Genomic DNA, 16,419 nt, shown 5'->3' on the forward strand with positions numbered 1-16,419 from the left:
CGACAGCCCTCCTTCAGGAAACCGCCCCGGCCATCTTCTCGGCGACGAGTGCGGCCGCCCCTGCGTCCTGCCCCGTCACCCGGACCGCGAGTGCGACGAGATCGCCGTTCCCCTTGCGGGCGTACGCGAGGGACCACGAGGAAGGGCTCCCTTCCCCCGCGTCAGTGGGCGTCCACTCCGTCTTGTCCTGGAGGGCCGAACGCAGTGACTCCGCCGTCTTCGCCCAGAGGATCCGCCGGGCCTCGCCGGTCGACGACCGCTCTACGAGATGCGGGGCCGCGAGGCGGCCCCCGTCGGCGAGGGCGGCCGTCACCCTGGCCATCTGAAGCGGTGTCGCGGTGCTGCCGTCACCCTCGAAGGTGCCGGCGTTGGTGCGGACAGGGATCTTCGGGTCGGACTGGTTGAAGCCGAACTTCTCCGCGGTTTCGCGGAGTTGGGACTCCCCGAGGTCCGCGGCCATCTTCGTGAAGACGGCATCGCAGGAGTTCTTCAGCGCCGTACGGATCGAGGCGCGCTCGCACGCTCCTGATCCGCCGGCCGTGCGCTCGTCGACGCCCGTGTACAGCCCGTGCTCCAGAGCCGCGGCCGCGATCACCACGTCGAACGTCTCCCCCGGGGCGGTGGCCTCCCGCAGCGCCCGGTTGAACAACGGCTGCCGCGAGTCGTTGTTCAGCTCCTTCCAAGTGGCCAGATCCCTGGGGGTGTTGTTGCTGAACTTCGTCGCGTCGTACGAGGGCGTGCTCACGACGGCGAGCAGCTCGCCGCTCTTGGCGTCGAGGGCGATCGCCGCCCCGCGCGAGTCCCCGAGCGCCGCGAAGGCCGCCTTCTGCACGTCAGGGTCGACTGTCGTCACTACGTCCTCGGACCGCTTGGCCAGGGCGTCGTCGTACACGCTCTCCAGGCCGGCCGTGCCGTACATGAGGGTCCTGTAGCCCGTGACAGGGGCGTACAACTCACCGTCCGTGTAGGTGCGTCGATAGGGAAACTTGGTGTTCGCGATCGCCTTCGATCCGGTGACGGGCTTTCCGCCGACGAGTATGTCGCCGTATCCCCCGGCGGACGCCGGGGCGGAACTCGGCTTCACCTCCCCTGTGGGGGTGGTGCCGGACCCCGAGCCGCCGGTGCCACCGTTTCCACCGGCGCAACCGGCGCAACCGGCCAGCAGCGCGAGGACTCCGGACGCGACGAGCGATCGTCTGATCATCGAATGCATGGAGATCAGATTAGAGAGTGCCGTGCCGGTTTCACGTCCTGACCTGGATCAGCGCGTGCGTGCCGCTGGTGCGCCAGCGCTGCTCCTCGGCGGCGACGAGTGCGGCCTCGGTGCGGGCGTCGAGGCCGACGATCACGTCCGACTTCAGGGTGCGCAGGGCGGCCACCGGGCCGGGGAAGTACGCGGTGGGGACCGCGAAGGGCGTGGTGGCGGGGCGGAGGCGATCGCCGATGAGGCGGCGGTAGTTCAGGTCGCCCTTCATGACGGTCACGTCGGCCGCCGCGAACTCCTGGCGCAGGTCGTCGGGCATGTCGGCGAACGGCAGCGGGGCGCAGAAGAAGGGGTGCGCCCGGACCGTGAGGCGGCCGTCGGTCAGGGCCGACCAGAGGCGGTGGCCCGACTGACCGGCCGCTCCCTTCGCGGCGGTCAAGCGGCGCAATGCGTCGATCACGTCCGCCGTCGTGGCGTCCGAGACGTAATACGGGTACGGCTTCACCTGGAGAACGGCCCGCTCGACGCGGCCGTGGCGGAGCAGGTGGTCGATCAGGAGCAGGTCGGGGATGAGTTCCCGGCCCGCGTTGTCCGCGACCAGGCAGAGGGTGCCGCCGGCGAACATCGAGCGGAGCAACTCGCCGTCGTTCGCGACGAGTTGGAAGTCGGCCTGCTCCCCCACCCCGCCCGCCAGGCTGAAGCCGAGGTCCGCGCGGTTGCCCCACAGTGAGCCGTGCAGCAGCGCCTCCTCCTGGTCCTCGGCCGGCCGGAGGGCGAGCTCGTCGAGTGCGGCCAGTTCCTCGTCCGCCTCGGGGGTGTCCAGCTCCGCCAGTTTGAAGGGGCGAAAGGGGTCGATGCCCTTCCACGGTCCCGGGGCGAAGTAGCCGACGGCTTCCAGGAGTTGACGGTAGAAGTAGCTCTCGGACCACAGGAAGGGCACGTCGAACCAGGAGCGGCCGTAGTACTCCCGCCCCCAGGTCTCCCACTGCTCGCGGTCCTCCGCTTCGGCTCCGAGGGGTTCGATGACGCCCTCGGAGCCGCTCTTCAGCAGTGCGTCGAGCGCGCGGCGCTGTTCGGGGCCGTACGGGAAGGCGTCCCGCACCTTTCGGATGAGCGCGGGATGCCGCTCGGCCAGCACGCTCCAGGGGAACGAACCCACTGTGTTGCTGAGGATCACGCTGGGTTCGCTGGACTCGCTGGTCTCGGGCATGCGGCTCACCGTACCGGCTGAGCAGAAGGGGCCGGCCGACGCGTTTCCGCGCCGGACGGCCCCTCCCCCCGTAGAGCTCAGCAGGTCAGCCAGGTCAGAAGGTCAGCTTCCAGCTGTTGATCGTGCCGGTGTCCTGCGCGGCCGTGTCCTGGACGCGGAGCTTCCAGGTGCCGTTCGCCGTCTCGCTGGAGGCGTCGACCGTGTAGGTGGCGCTGACGTTGTCCGCGGAGTCCGAGGTGCTGGAGGACTTCAGGCGGTAGGTCGAACCGTCCGGGGCGACCAGGTCGATCACCAGGTCACCGCGGTAGGTGTGGGTGATGTCGACGCCGACCTGGAGGGTGGAGGGCGCGTTGCCGCTGCGGCCGCTGACGGTGATCGGGGACTCGACGGCGGAGCCGGCGTCCGGGATGGAGACGGCCGCGGTGCTGGAGAAGGTGGCGCCGCCGGTGGAGCCGCCGCTCGTCGCCACCGCCTGGACGGTCTTGGTCGCGTCCGCGAGACCGGCGCCGCAGCCGCCCGAGCACGTGCCGGGCAGGGCACGGGCGTTGGTCTTGATGGCCGACTCGATCTGCGCCGGGGTCAGCGACGGGTTCGCCGACTTCATCAGCGCCACGAGGCCGACGATGTGCGGGGTGGCCATGCTGGTGCCCTGGTAGTAGGCGTACGACTCCGTGGACGCGGTCTTCGTGCCGGAGTTGAGCGTGGAGTAGATGCCGTTGGCGGTGGCGGTGCTCATGTCGCCGCCCGGGGCCGAGATGTCGACGATCGAGCCGTAGTTGGAGTACGAGGCCCGGGAGCCGCTGCGGCCGGTCGCGGCGACGGTGATGACGTTGCTGCAGCTCGCCGGGGAGTACTTGGAGGCGTTGTCGTTGTCGTTGCCCGCCGCGACGACGACCGTCGTACCGCGGTTCACGGCGCCGTTGATGGCGGTCTGGGTGGCGGAGGTGCAGGCACCGGAGCCGCCGAGGCTCATGTTGATGACCTTGGCGACGTTGGTGTTGGCCGGGACGCCGGACACCGTGCCGCCGGACGCCCAGGTGATGGCGTCGATGATGTCGGAGTCGTAGCCACCGCACTTGCCGAGGACGCGCAGCGGGGAGATCTTCGCGTTGTACGCGATGCCCGCGACGCCCTTGCTGTTGTTGGTGACGGCGGCGATGGTGCCGGCGACGTGGGTGCCGTGCCAGGAGGAGCTGCTGGAGCCGGTGCCCGTGCCGCACTCGTCGGTCGCGTACCAGTCGCCCGGGTCGGCAGGGTTGCTGTCGCGTCCGTCGCCGTCGACCGAGACCGCCGTGTCGGAGATGAAGTCGTAGCCGCCGACGATGTTCGCGGCGACGTCGGAGTGCGCCACGTAACCGGTGTCGATGACCGCGACGGTCACACCGCTGCCGGTGGAGGTGGACCAGGCACCCGGGACGCGCATGCCCGCCGTGGACTCGAACAGGTCCCACTGCTTGCTGTACTCGGTGTCGTTCGGGTCGGCCTGCGGCTTGTTCAGCCGGTCGGGGACGACGTACGCGACCTGCGGGTCGGCCTGGTACTGCGCGATGACGTCGGCGACGTCCGCCTTCCTGAGCTCGGCGCCGAGGTCGACCAGGGCAGCACCGGTGCCGAGACGGCGCTGGAAGTCGAGGTCCTCGCCCGCCTTCTTGCCCTTCGCCTCGGCGTCGGCGTCGGCGGCCTTGTTGGACTTCGCCTCGGCGGCGCCGGACTTGTAGCCGACGATCAGGCGCTCGGCGGGCGCGGCGGCGGCCTGCGCGGCGGGAGTGACGTCCGCCTTCTCCGTGGAGGTGGAGGTGGAGGCAGAGGGGGACGTCGACGTCTGGGCAGCCACCGTGGTGGTCATTCCGGCCAGCAGGGCGGCGGATATCGCGGCGACGGAGATCAGCTTCCGCCGGGCGTCGCGGGTGGGGGAGGGACGCAAGGGCTTGCCTTTCGGGGCCGGCTCCGGGCAGCACGGTGCGATGCGGAGCAGCGGTCGATTCGCTTCGTCGTCGAAGCGGCGGGGGGTGCAGAACCAGAAAGCGGCGCGGTGGCCGGCCATGCGCGTACGACCCGGCGAGGGGTTACCTGTGGGTCGGCTGTGCTCGAACGATAAGCAAAGAGCAGGTAAGAGAGATATAGGGGAAACCCTCGATCTGGCTGGTAACCGACCCTCATATGCGGGCAGTTCGCCGGAAGGTTCCGTTTCGCACCTATCGCGGCGGTGCCCTACGGCACCGCACCCCCGCTCTGAACGTACGGCCGCGTGGACCCGTACTTCACAGTGCCCCGGGCGAGGAGTACGTCCATGCCGCGCGCGGTGGCTTCCGCCTGACGGCGCTCAGCCATGGCGGCGGAATCCCGATCCGCTTCGCCGACGTACCGAGGAGACCCACCGGATGACCGCCTACCGCACCGCCACCGCGGCCGCTGTCGCCGTGGCGGCTCCGCTGCTCCTCGCGACCTGGGCCGCGGGGCCCGCCCAGGCGCACGGCGCGCCGACGTATCCGGTCAGCCGGGTGGCGGCGTGCTCGCCCGAGGGCGGCAGCCTGATCCGGACCGCGGCCTGCCAGGCGGCGATCGCCGCGAACGGCGCGCCCTTCACCGCCTGGGACAACCTCCGGGTGGCCGGCGTCAACGGCAGGGACCGCCAGGTGATCCCCGACGGACAGTTGTGCAGCGGGGGCCTCGCCGCCTACAAGGGCCTCGACCTCGCCCGCGCGGACTGGCCGTCGACCCGGCTGACTCCCGGCGGCACCTTCACCCTCACGTACAGCTCGACGATTCCGCACACGGGGACCTTCAAGCTGTTTCTGACCAAGCCGGGTTACGACCCGGCCCGGCCACTGAAGTGGTCCGACCTGCCGGCGCAGCCGTTCGCCACAGCCACGGACCCGGCTCTGGTGAACGGCGCCTACCGCATCAAGGCCACGCTGCCGTCCGACCGGACCGGCCGTCAGATGCTCTACACGATCTGGCAGAACTCGAGCACGACGGATACGTACTACTCGTGCTCGGACGTGGTGCTGTCGGGCGGGCACTCGACGCCCACGCGGCAGGCGGGGACGAGCGGCGAAGGCGCCCAGAAGACGACGGCTCCGGCCGAGCGGGAACCCACTCCCACGCCGACGACCGCTTCGCCGTCACCGACGACCGCCTCCCCGACGCCGGCGACCACTTCACCGGCCGAGGCGACCTCGCCGGACCACCTGGCACCGGCCGCCGACAGCACCTCGGGCGGCAGCAGCGCCGCGCTCCCCCTCATCGCCGGGGGAACCGCGGCACTGCTTCTCACCGCGGGCGCCGCCGTCTCACTCCGGCGCCGCCGCTGAATCGACCGGGCCCGGAGGCCGAGTTGAACTCAGGCCTCGAAGCGGTCAGTTGACGTAGACCGACGGGCTGCCGGACTGGCTGGTGTCCTGGACGGGCGCGTACTTGGCGGTGAAGTAGCCGTTGCTGAAGCACAGGGACGAGCCGGAGGTCTTCGCGAACTGCTGGTTGGTGAAGGCGATGCTGTTGTCCGTGTTGGACGCCGTGCCGGACAGGCTGGACGCCTGGTAGACGCAGGTGATGCTGCCCAGCAGGGTGCGCAGCTTGACCGTGGTCTGAATGACGGAGCCGGCGGCCGGAGTGACGGTGACGGTGCCGTCGGAGGCCACCGTGGTGGTGTACGGCAGGTTGTCGACCGTGATGCTGGTGACGCCGAGCACGCCGACGACGTTGCTGGTGCAAGTGCTGCTGTCGAAGGTGTGCCCGGTGAGCGACTCGGTCGCCGTACCGGGGGCCGCCGGGTTGTCGGTGACGGTGGCGGTGAAGGTCGACGCGGAGCAGGAGACGCCGCTCGTGCCGGTGCTGCTGGAGTAGAGCGTGGCCGCGGTGCCGCTCGCCAGCGAGGCACTGAGGACGTCACCGCCGGCCACGGCGGTCCCGCCGGCGCTGCCGGTGGTGAGCACCGGGGTGTCGGCGGCGGAGGCGGGGACGGTCGCGGACACCGAGAGGGCTGCGGCGACGCCGACAAGGGCAAGGAGGGATCGAGTACGCATGGGGGTGCCTCTTCTCCGAAGGGGGGTGTGGGGTGCCTTGGTGCGGGGTGTCCGTGCGGGACATGCGTGTGCGGGGGTGAACGGAGAGACCGCTGCCGGTCCGTGGCGCCTTCTCCGTACGCCACGGGCCGGCAGCGACAGCCGGGCGACCGGGCACGGCCCAGGGGGGAAGGCGACCGTGCCGGTGCCGCGGGGTGGGGGGTGGGACGAGGTGGCGCTCCGCGCGTTCAGACGTGTCACGGCATGCCCCGGGAAGGGGTGGGGGCCGGGAGGTGACCTGCGCGTCGCGCAATGGATCCGGCGCCACGGATCCATGGGAAACAAGGGAGAGTTGTAGACCTGATGAATGGTCAACGTCAAGGCGTAGCAAGGAAGTTGAAGGTCAACGCGGCCCTGTCGCGGCGCGGGTTCACAGGTGCGGCACAACCAACACCCTTTTCCCACAAGTCCCTTGACCCGCGAATGTAACCCCGGGTAACTTCCTCGGCGGCTACTGCTGCGTAACCAGAAAGCCCTTGCCCGAGCCGGGAGAGGTGAGGAGGCGTGCGCGGCAGCCGCTGTCCGCGCCAGGACAACGGGCCACTGGACCCCTACCCGCATCGAACATGCCCAGGGAGCAGACATGGCCTCGTCCTCGGACGCCACGGCATCCAACGGTTCCAGCCCCGAGACCCCCGAGAACACGGAAAGCGGTTCAGCCGCCGACACTCCGGACAGACGCGGGCGGGTCCGCCTGCGTCGCGCCGCCGTGATGGCGGTGCCCGCCACCGCGATCGCCGCGGGATTGATGATCCTCACCGCCCAGGGCGCGCTCGGCGTCCAGTTCGCCATCTCCGGCATGGCGTTCACGGTCACCGCGACGGACCTCGACGGCACGGGCTTCGAGCAGTTCGGCGGCCTCGACAACATGGCGGACGGCAGCCCGAACGCCGGCGACACCGGCGGCCAGGTCCTGATCGTCACCTCCGCGATCAAGAGCGCCACGCTCACCAAGCTGTGCCAGAGCGTCGACCTGGGCGGCACGAACCTGCTCATCACGGCGGGCAGCGGAGCGGACAAGGTGCAGGCGAGCCACCTCACCACCGACTCCACGGAGCTGTCGGGCGACGCGTCGTTCGGCAACATCGAGATCGGCAACGACGCCAGCACACTCGACAAGGCCGAAGTCCAGGGCCCCAAGGGTGTGTTCAGCCAGCAGGCCGACACCGTGCACATCGCGAACCTGCGGCAGACCAACTACGCGACCACGGCAGCGGTGTTCAAGCTCCCCGGTCTCAAGCTCCGCTTCAGCGACTCGGGTTGCTGATGTCCTCCGTCCGGAACCTGAGATCCGGTTTCCGGCAGTGGCGCGCGCACCGCCCCTTCTGGGGCGGGCTGCTGCTCACTCTGGCCGGGGCGGAGATCCTCCTCACCGAGAAGGCGTCCCTGAAGGTCGTCATGCACATCGGTATGCAGGGGCTGGCGGGCTATCTGCTCCCCACCCTGATGCTGCTGTGCGGCCTGCTGATCCTCTTCAACCCGGCCCAGCGGCTCTTCTACTCCCTCCTGGGCATCCTGCTCTCCCTCGGTACCTGGCTCACCTCCAACCTCGGCGGCTTCCTCATCGGCCTCCTGCTCGGAGCCATCGGCAGCTGCCTCACCTTCGGCTGGCTCCCGGACCAGGAACCGCGCCGGCGGCGGTTGCGGTTGCGCCCGCGCCGAACGGCGTAGCGAGACCGGCCTACCGCTCAAGGCGGGCATCGTCGCGGCTACTCCGCAGGGGGCCGCGGCGGATGGTCGGGGGGTGGTGGCGGGGACTGCCGGGACGCTTGCCCCGGTCGTGTCCTCGCGGCCAGCACAAGGGACAGAATGAGAAATATCAAGGTTGCCAGGGCGAAAAAGAAACCGAGCCAGAGGCCGACCCCGATGGAGCCCACACTTATCCCGGTGACCTGCTGATTGAAGTTGATCAGGTCGCCCACGTCGCCGAGTTTCATGATGTAGACCACCAGAAGACAGCTCGCGGGAATCAGAGCCACGGGCGCGTATTTCCTGTCCACCGCCAGAGCCATGAATTCCAGCGCGAGAACGGCGGCCACCATGACGATGATCAGTGCGGGTCCAGCCGCCTGCATGCCTGTGCCGAAGGCGTTGGGACTGACGTAGCCCGATATCCAGGGAACGAAGAGCATGAGGAAGCTGAGAAGGGCAGTTACCGCGGAAGCCAGCAACGGCCAGTCATGGGACACGTCCAGGGAGATATGGAGGCCTTTCCCCCTCGGAGAGGAAGGGGCGGCATAGTTCGTCATGACGATCCTCCTCCGCACCGCCTGCCACCCTCAGGGTCGCAGGGCAGGGTGCACTACTTTCAGACTGCGCGCGTCGCGGACCTTCCGCAATTTCCGAGCACCACACCCCCGACCGACTGACCTGTACGCGCAGGGAAGTTACCCCCGTACGCGCAGGCCAGAGTTGCCCTAGTACGCACCGGGCGCCCAGGCGGTCTCGCTGAGGCACCGTACCCTCGCGTAGCGTGACGTGCCGTATTGACGTCCGCGGGCCAGGGAGGCTCCCGATGGGAAATCCAAGTCCCTTAGTGATCGACGCGACCGGGCGCGACATCCATGGAGAAGCCGCCCGTATCCGCGAGGGCGGGCCGGTGACGCGGGTGGTGCTGCCCGGTGGTGTGGAGGCCTGGGCGGTGAGCAGTCCGGAGTTGCTCAAGCGGCTGCTGACCGATCCCCGGGTGTCCAAGGACGCCCGGCAGCACTGGCCCCGGTTCGCCCGCGGAGAGATCACGCCGGAGTGGCCGCTGTTCACATGGGTCGCCGTACGGAACATGTTCACCACGTACGGCGGCGAGCACAAACGCCTGCGCGTTCTGGTCTCCAAGGCGTTCACCGCGCGCCGGACGGCCGCGCTCCAGCCGCGTATCGAGGAGATCACCGCGCGACTGCTGGACCGGATCGAGGAGGCCGGGCGCGGGTCCCGGGCCGTCGATCTGCGCGAGGAGTTCTGCTACCCGCTGCCGATCCAGGTGATCAGCGAGCTGTTCGGCCTGCCCGAGGAGCGGGGCCCCGAGCTGCGACAGCTGGTGGACCGCCTCTTCGCCACCTCCGCCGACCCGGGTGAGATGACCGCCGCGTACGAGCGGTTGTACGTCGTCCTGGCCGAACTCGTCGCCGCCAAGCGGGAGTCGCCCGGTGACGACCTCACCTCCGGCCTGATCGCGGCCCGCGACGAGGAGGGCGACACCCGGCTGAGCGAGCAGGAACTGCTCGACACCCTGGTGCTGATGATCAGCGCGGGGCACGAGACCACGGTCAACCTCATCGACAACGCCGTCCACGCTCTGCTCACCCATCCCGAGCAGCTCGCGGCGGTGCGGGACGGCCGGGCCTCGTGGGAGGACGTGGTCGAGGAGACACTGCGGGTCGACGCGCCGGTCGCCAGCCTGCCGCTGCGGTATGCCGTGGAGGACCTCGACATCGCCGAACTGGGCGGTCCGCAAGGGGCGTTCATCGGCAAGGGCGAGGCCATTCTCGCCGCGTACGCCGCCGCCGGACGCGACCCCGAGCGGCACGGAAAGGACGCCGACCGCTTCGACGTCACCCGCGCCGACAAGGAACACCTCGCCTTCGGCCACGGCGTGCACCACTGCCTCGGCGCCCCGCTCGGCCGCCTGGAGGCCCGGATCGCGCTCCCGGCACTCTTCGAGCGGTTCCCGGACCTCCAACTCGCCGTCCCCCAGGAGGATTTGCGGCCGGTGGACTCCTTCATATCCAACGGCCACCGCTCCCTCCCTGTGCGGGTCTCCTGATCACTCGCCCGCCCCCGTCCCGGCAGAGGACGGTTCCCGGCTCCACGGCGTGAGCGATGACTTGACCGGAGACGCAGCGATGGCCTTTCTGCGCGCCGGGCTCGTCACGCTCCCGTCGGCCGGCCGGAGCGCCTGAGCACCCGTCAGGCGGGCTGCGGAGTCAGGCGGTGCAGGCCCTTGCGGTCGTAGTAGCGGGTCATCGCGAAGCCGAAGATCAGGGCGAGGGCGGTACCGATCGCGATCATGGTCCAGGCGCGGGAGAGACCGGCGTCGGCGCGGGCGTCGAAGAAGAGGATGGCGCGTACTCCGTCGCTGAGCTGCCGCATCGGCTCGAAGATCGACAGGAAGCGGTAGAAGCCGGGGACGGCCTGGAGCGGGACGGTGGCGCCCGACGACGGCAGGCCCAGCACGATGAACACGAACATGGACACCAGCTGCCCGATCCCGCCGAAGGCGGCGTTGATGGCCTGGACGCCCAGGCCGACCGCGAGGCTCGCGCAGTAGGAGTAGATCCACAGCAGCGGCAGATGCGAGGCGTCCATGCCGAGGATCGAGATGGTGGCCAGCATGACCAGCGTGGTCGTGAGCACGGTGATCCCGGCGGTCATGACCATCTTCAGCAGCAGCGTCTGGGTACGGCTGATGGGCACGGTGGGGCGGCGGGTGTGCCAGGGGCCGATCTCGCTGTCCGCGTAGCCGAGGGCGGTGTCGACGCCGGTGCTGATGAGGTTGCCGCCCATGAAGCCGGCCAGCACGAGCAGCAGGGTGTAGTAGAACGCGCTCAGCCCCAGACCGCTGTGCTCGCCGATGGGGTGGCCGACCGCGGTGATGACCTGGACCGGGTCGGCCAGCAGCAGACGCGTGGTGGAATCGGCCTGCGCGGCGGCGGGCGCCGCCGTCAGCTGCTTGCCGATGGTCGTGGAGGTCTGCTGGGCGGCCGCCGTGGTGATCCGGCTCGCCAGTGACGAACCCAGGCTGCCCATGCCGGGGTTGGTCAGCACCGTCAGTTTCGGCCGGGCCGTGGCGTTCGCGGTGGTGAGCGCCGCGACGGAGGTGGTGAAGTCCGGGGGAATGACCAGGGCGCCGTAGACCTTGCCGGAGGACAGCTGCGCCTGGACCTGAGCCTGGGTGAGCCGGCGCCAGTCCGCCTTGCCCGAGGGGTCGCCGGAGATGACGGCCTCGGTGACCTGCGTGCCCACGTTCTGCTTCTGGCCGGGCAGCGGTGTGCCCGTGTCCGCGTTGACGATGCCGATGGGCAGATCGTGCAGGTGCTGGTTCGGGTTGACGATGCCGCCCATATAGAGCAGCGACAGCAGCAGCGCGAGCAGCCCGGTCAGGACGGTGGGCACCAGCCACAGCATCGGACGGCGCAGGAGCGCGGCGGCACGAGCCTGGACGGGGGCGTCGGGGTGGGCGTCGTCGCGGTGGTTGCTGTCGGCGTCCATGGTTCTCCAGGGGTTCCGGGGCGGAACGGGACCGGCGTACGGGGTGGGCGGCTCCCGGACGTCCGGGAGCCGCCCACCCCGGTCAGCATGGGGCGTACGGCGGTGAGGCGTTCGGCGACTCGCCGAATCCCCGGTCGCGGGCGACGGGTTCGCGCCGACGCGACACGGCCGAGAACACCACGGCCGTACGGCGCTCCGCGCGGTCGTTGCGCCTGCGCCCGCACCCTCTCGTCCAACACCGGATCGTGAGCCGAGAAGATCGCCGGGCCGGGATCCCCGCGTCGGTACGGCTCGGCGAGGCGGCCGTGATCGTCGCGGTTCCTCGCGACGCTGGACTTGCCGTGTAAGTCATATCCGGCGCCCGGCAGGATCGCGTACGGGCACACGCGACCGCCTTCCGGGCCACCGCGCTCCGGCACCCCAAGGCCTTTCCCCTGGTCCTGACCAGGCCGGCGAAGTCCCCGTACAAGGCTCAGGCGGGCACAGGCTTTGCCCGGCCCCAGGGATGAAGGCGCGCCCCGGCCCTTGGGTTGATACGGCTGACCGATCGCATCATCCTTGTACATATGGTGATATTGCCGGGCAATGCGGGGCGGGAGAGCGCGGCCGGTGACGCCATGGTGGTGGTCGACGCACACGGAGTGGTCACGGGCTGGAGCCAGGGGGCTCGCCTGCTGACGGGATACACGGCAAAGGAGATCACCGGACGGCCGGTGTCGGAGCTGGTGGACAGGGACGCCGACGCGGTCCGGCGGGAGCTGCGGACGAGCGGCGGCGCGGTGGTGGCCGTACGGCGTCGGGACGGGCGGCGGACGGAACTGGCCCTGCGGGTGTGCCCGCTGCGGGGCGCCAAGGGGGAGCCGGGGGGATATGTGATCTCCGCGGTGCCGGACGACGAGGGTCGTGTACTGGGTGAGCTGGCGTTCCGGCAGGCGTCGATATCGATGTCGATCTTCGACACCGGGCAGCGGTATCTGCGGATGAACGACACGGCGTCCCGGATCATGGGACGGCCGGAGACGGAGTTCACCGGCCGCTTCTTCCCCGACACCGTGGAGGACGCGGAGCACAGCCGCGGCTTCCTGCGCCACCTCCGGAAGGTCGTCGAGACCGGACAGCCGGTGCACTACGAGAGCTGGACCCGCGCGCCCTCCGGGATGCGGATGCATGCCTGGAACACCGAGATGTGGCCGCTGCGGGACCGTTCGGGGCAGCTGCTCGGGGTCGCGCTGGCCGCGTTCGACAGCAGCGAGCAGCACGGGGCCAAGGAGCGGCTCGCCCTGCTGAACAAGGCCGCCACCGGCATCGGCACCACGCTGGACGTGATCCACACCGCCCGGGAGCTGGCCGAACTGGCGGTGCCCCGGCTGGCGGACTTCGTCAGCGTGGACCTGCTGGACTCGGTGCTCCAGGGCGAGGAACCCGCCGTCGGCCCGGTGGGCGGCGATCTGGAGCTGCGCCGCGTCGCCCATCACTCCCGCACCGCCGGGGTGCCCGAGGCGGCGATCGGCCTGGGCACCGCGGACGTCTATCCGCCCGCCTCGCCGCCGGCCCGCGCGCTGGCCACCGGTCACGCGGTCCTCACCAGAACCGGCGAGGCGGACCTCGACGACTGGGTCGCACGGCACGACGGCCGGTCCGCCAAACTGCGGGAGAGCGACAACGTCGACTTCTCCCTGATGGCCGTACCGCTGGTGGCACGCGGTACGACGCTCGGGGTGTCGGTCTTCGTACGGCTGCTCACCCCGCAGAGCCCCGACCCCTTCGACCAGGACGACGTGTCGCTCGCACGGGAGCTGGCCGCCCGCGCCGCCGTCTGCGTGGACAACGCCCGCCGCTACACCAAGGAGCACACGACCGCGCTGGCGCTCCAGCGCAGCCTGCTGCCCCAGGCGGTGGCGGGCCAGGCCGCGGTCGAGTTCGCCTCCCGCTACCTTCCGGCGCTGTCCCAGGCGGGCGTCGGCGGCGACTGGTTCGACGTGATCCCGCTGTCCGGCACGCGGGTGGCGCTGATCGTCGGAGACGTCGTCGGACACGGCATCCACGCCTCCGTCACGATGGGCCGGCTGCGTACGGCGGTGTGGACGCTGGCCGATGTCGACCTGCCCCCGGACGAGCTGCTGACCCACCTGGACGATCTGGTCGAGCACCTGGCGGCCGACGACAGCGGGGTGGGCGCCGAGATCGGCGCGACCTGTCTGTACGCCGTGTACGACCCGGTGTCCCGGCACTGCACGATCGCCTCCGCGGGGCACCCGCCGCCCGCCGTGCTGTTCCCGGACGGAACCGTCGAGGTCGTCGAGGTGAGCGCGGGGCCGATGCTCGGAGTCGGCGGTCTGCCGTTCGAGTCCACCGAGCTGGACGTGCCCGAGGGCGCGGTACTCGCCCTCTACACGGACGGGCTCGTGGAGGCCCGCGACCTCGACGTGGACGCGGGCACCGCCGTGCTGTGCGCCGCCCTGGCGGCCCCGGCCGGGAACCTGGAGGACGCCTGCGACAACGTACTCAGGGCTCTTCTCCCGGAGCGCCCCGCGGACGACGTGGCCCTGCTGCTGGCCCGCACCCGCGGCCTGGACACCGGGCAGGTCGCCGTCTGGGACCTGCCCGCCGATCCCGCGGTGGTGGCCACCGCCCGGCAGTACGCCACCGAGCAGCTCACGGCATGGGGGCTCGACGAGGCCGCCTTCGTCACCGAGCTCGTCGTCAGCGAACTGGTCACCAACGCCATCCGCTACGGCGGCGCCCCCATCCAGCTCCGGCTCATCCGCGACCGCGCCCTCATCTGCGAGGTCTCCGACGCCAGCAGCACCTCGCCCCATCTGCGCCGGGCCCGCACCTACGACGAGGGCGGCCGCGGGCTCCTCCTCGTCGCCCAGCTCACCGACCGCTGGGGCACCCGCCCGACGGGCACCGGCAAGACGATCTGGGCCGAACAGGCGCTTCCCGTCCCGTAGTCACACCGTCAGGTGGTGGCGGTCAGCCGGTCTGTACCGGAGCCTCGGCGAACGCGACGGCCAGGTCGGCCTCGATGCGGGCGACACACGCGCGGAGGGCGGGCAGCACGGTGTCGCGGGTGTGCTCGGGCGACTCCGGTCCGGCGTGCAGGGCGACGTTCAGGGCACCGACGGCCCGCCCGCTCCGGTCCCTGACCGGTACGGCGAGCGAGCGCAGCCCCGCCTCCAACTCCTGCTCCACCAGGGCGAATCCCTCGCTCGCGACGCGGTCCAGGGCGGCGCCGAGCGCGGCGGCCGAGGTGAGCGTGTGCGGGGTCAGAGCCTGCGGCCGAAGGGCACCGATCCGCTCCTGCCGGTCCGCCTCGGGCAGATCCGCGAGCAGCACCCGGCCCATGGAGGTGGCGTACGCGGGCAGCCGGGTGCCGGGCGTGATGCGGGCGCTGGTGATCTGCTCGGCGGCCACCCGGGCCACATAGCGGACCTCGGCACCGTCGAGGACCGCCAGCGACGTCGACTCCCTCACCTGTCCGGCCAGGTCGGCGAGATGGGGCTGGGCGATGTCGGCGAGGGTGAGGGTGGACAGCCGTGCGTAGCCGAGCTCCAGGACGCGCGGGGCCGGCAGGAAACGGCGGGCGCGCTGCTCCACGTAACCGAGTTGACGCAGTGTCAGCAAATTGCGCCGGGTGCTGGGGTACGACAGCCCGGCGGCCTCGGCGGCCTCGGCGAGGGTGAGTCCGCCGCGCCGCCGACCGAGCGCGGCGAGTACGGCCAGGCCCCTGGCCAGCGCCTGGAGGAAGGACGGGCCCAGTTCGGGCTTGGCGTCCGTGTAGGCGGGGGCGGCGGGCGGCGCCGGGGCTGCCGCGGGCGCGGTGCCGTACAGCTCGTCGGCGATGTCCTGGGCGGCGGCGGTCAGCGCGGCCAGGGCGTGCGCGCGCAGTTCGTCGCCGCCGTGGCGGCTGGTGTGCGCGAGCACGCTGATCGCGCACACGGGCCGGCCGTCGGGGTCGCGCACGGGGACCGCCAGTGCGACCAGGCCCGGGGCGACCAGCTGGTCGTCCAGCGCCCAGCCGTTCGCGGCCGCCGCCGAAGTCCAGGCGGCGAAGTCGGCCTCCGTCCGTTCGGGGCCGGGAGCGGTGCGGCGCGTGGGGACGGCCGGAAACCCGGTGTCGAGGGGGTCGGCGGCCCGGCGGGCCCGCCAGACGTCGTACGTGTCCGGTTCCCACCCGGTGGCGAGTACGGCGCCGGCCGCGCAGCGCTCGGCGGGCAGCAGGTCGCCGACGCGGAAGCCGAGGGGGATCACCCGGCCCGGCGGGACGGCCTTGCCGACGATGCGCGCGTCGCAGCCGTCCAGGACGATCGCCGAGACCGACTCGTCCAGGGTGCGGGTCAGCCGCTCCAGGCCGGGCCGCAGCGCGTGGGACAGGCCGCTCGCGTCCAGGTAGGCGTTGCCGAATTCCATCAGGCGCGGGGCGAGCACGAGTTCACGCCCCTCGGCCCGCAGATGGCCGAGGTGGGTGAGCGTGGCCGTGACCCGGTCGACGGCCGAACGGGCGAGGCCGGTGGCGCGGGCGAGGTCGCCCGGGCGCATCGGGTGCGGGGCGTCGGCCATGATCCGCAGCACGGCCAGGCCGCGCTCCAGGGGGCCGGCGGCTTCCGCTCCGGTGTCCGTCGGCGAAGGGTCCGCCGACGCCGATGTCCGCGATGCCGCCCCCGGAACGCCCGGCGCCATGGCTTCTCCTCCCGTACTTCCGCTCTCCGGCGCATGAGGCCGTACCCGTCGTC

12 protein-coding genes are annotated in these 16,419 nt (G+C 71.1%); 5 read left to right on the forward strand and 7 right to left on the reverse strand.

What is annotated here, in order from left to right; translation table 11 throughout:
* Positions 1-13: 13 nt before the first annotated feature.
* The 3 genes from OIC96_RS10825 to OIC96_RS10835 form a co-directional block, all read right to left on the reverse strand.
* Positions 14-1,213, reverse strand: coding sequence for a penicillin-binding transpeptidase domain-containing protein (locus OIC96_RS10825; RefSeq protein ID WP_330308057.1), 1,200 nt, complete (start codon positions 1,211-1,213; stop codon positions 14-16).
* Positions 1,214-1,244: 31 nt separating this feature from the next.
* Complete coding sequence (locus tag OIC96_RS10830; protein WP_330308056.1) at positions 1,245-2,414, reverse strand: damage-control phosphatase ARMT1 family protein; 1,170 nt, start codon at positions 2,412-2,414, stop codon at positions 1,245-1,247.
* Positions 2,415-2,508: 94 nt separating this feature from the next.
* Positions 2,509-4,338, reverse strand: a complete 1,830-nt coding sequence (locus OIC96_RS10835; protein WP_330308055.1) for a S8 family peptidase — start codon at positions 4,336-4,338, stop codon at positions 2,509-2,511.
* 457 nt (positions 4,339-4,795) lie between these two features.
* Between OIC96_RS10835 and OIC96_RS10840 the strand changes: the two genes are divergently transcribed.
* Entirely contained in the window at positions 4,796-5,728 is a 933-nt protein-coding gene (locus tag OIC96_RS10840) for a lytic polysaccharide monooxygenase auxiliary activity family 9 protein (RefSeq protein ID WP_330308054.1), read from the forward strand.
* Positions 5,729-5,773: 45 nt separating this feature from the next.
* On the opposite strand, the gene OIC96_RS10845 is transcribed toward OIC96_RS10840, so the two are convergent.
* Positions 5,774-6,439, reverse strand: coding sequence for a Tat pathway signal sequence domain protein (locus OIC96_RS10845; RefSeq protein WP_330308053.1), 666 nt, complete (start codon positions 6,437-6,439; stop codon positions 5,774-5,776).
* Between the two features lie 622 nt (positions 6,440-7,061).
* On the opposite strand from OIC96_RS10845, the gene OIC96_RS10850 reads away from it, so the two are divergent.
* Positions 7,062-7,745: a DUF6230 family protein gene (locus tag OIC96_RS10850; RefSeq protein WP_330308052.1), complete on the forward strand. Its 684-nt coding sequence runs from the start codon at positions 7,062-7,064 to the stop codon at positions 7,743-7,745.
* Complete coding sequence (locus OIC96_RS10855; protein ID WP_327432585.1) at positions 7,745-8,149, forward strand: DUF6114 domain-containing protein; 405 nt, start codon at positions 7,745-7,747, stop codon at positions 8,147-8,149. Before OIC96_RS10850 ends, OIC96_RS10855 begins: the two co-directional genes overlap by 1 nt.
* Positions 8,150-8,187: 38 nt before the next feature.
* On the opposite strand, the gene OIC96_RS10860 is transcribed toward OIC96_RS10855, so the two are convergent.
* The gene (locus OIC96_RS10860) at positions 8,188-8,727 is read right to left on the reverse strand and encodes a hypothetical protein (protein WP_330308051.1); all 540 of its coding nucleotides are present in this window, start codon (positions 8,725-8,727) and stop codon (positions 8,188-8,190) included.
* Between the two features lie 266 nt (positions 8,728-8,993).
* On the opposite strand from OIC96_RS10860, the gene OIC96_RS10865 reads away from it, so the two are divergent.
* Entirely contained in the window at positions 8,994-10,238 is a 1,245-nt protein-coding gene (locus OIC96_RS10865) for a cytochrome P450 family protein (RefSeq protein ID WP_330308050.1), read from the forward strand.
* 143 nt (positions 10,239-10,381) lie between these two features.
* On the opposite strand, the gene OIC96_RS10870 is transcribed toward OIC96_RS10865, so the two are convergent.
* Complete coding sequence (locus tag OIC96_RS10870) at positions 10,382-11,683, reverse strand: YhgE/Pip domain-containing protein (protein ID WP_330308049.1); 1,302 nt, start codon at positions 11,681-11,683, stop codon at positions 10,382-10,384.
* A 566-nt stretch (positions 11,684-12,249) separates the two neighbouring features.
* Between OIC96_RS10870 and OIC96_RS10875 the strand changes: the two genes are divergently transcribed.
* Entirely contained in the window at positions 12,250-14,637 is a 2,388-nt protein-coding gene (locus OIC96_RS10875) for a SpoIIE family protein phosphatase (RefSeq protein WP_330308048.1), read from the forward strand.
* Positions 14,638-14,659: 22 nt separating this feature from the next.
* On the opposite strand, the gene OIC96_RS10880 is transcribed toward OIC96_RS10875, so the two are convergent.
* Positions 14,660-16,366 carry an IclR family transcriptional regulator domain-containing protein gene (locus OIC96_RS10880; protein WP_330308047.1) on the reverse strand — a complete coding sequence of 569 codons (1,707 nt, stop codon included), beginning with the start codon at positions 16,364-16,366 and terminating at the stop codon, positions 14,660-14,662.
* Positions 16,367-16,419 lie beyond the last annotated feature (53 nt).

The organism is Streptomyces sp. NBC_00775 (assembly GCF_036347135.1).
GTDB lineage: Bacteria > Actinomycetota > Actinomycetes > Streptomycetales > Streptomycetaceae > Streptomyces > Streptomyces lutosisoli.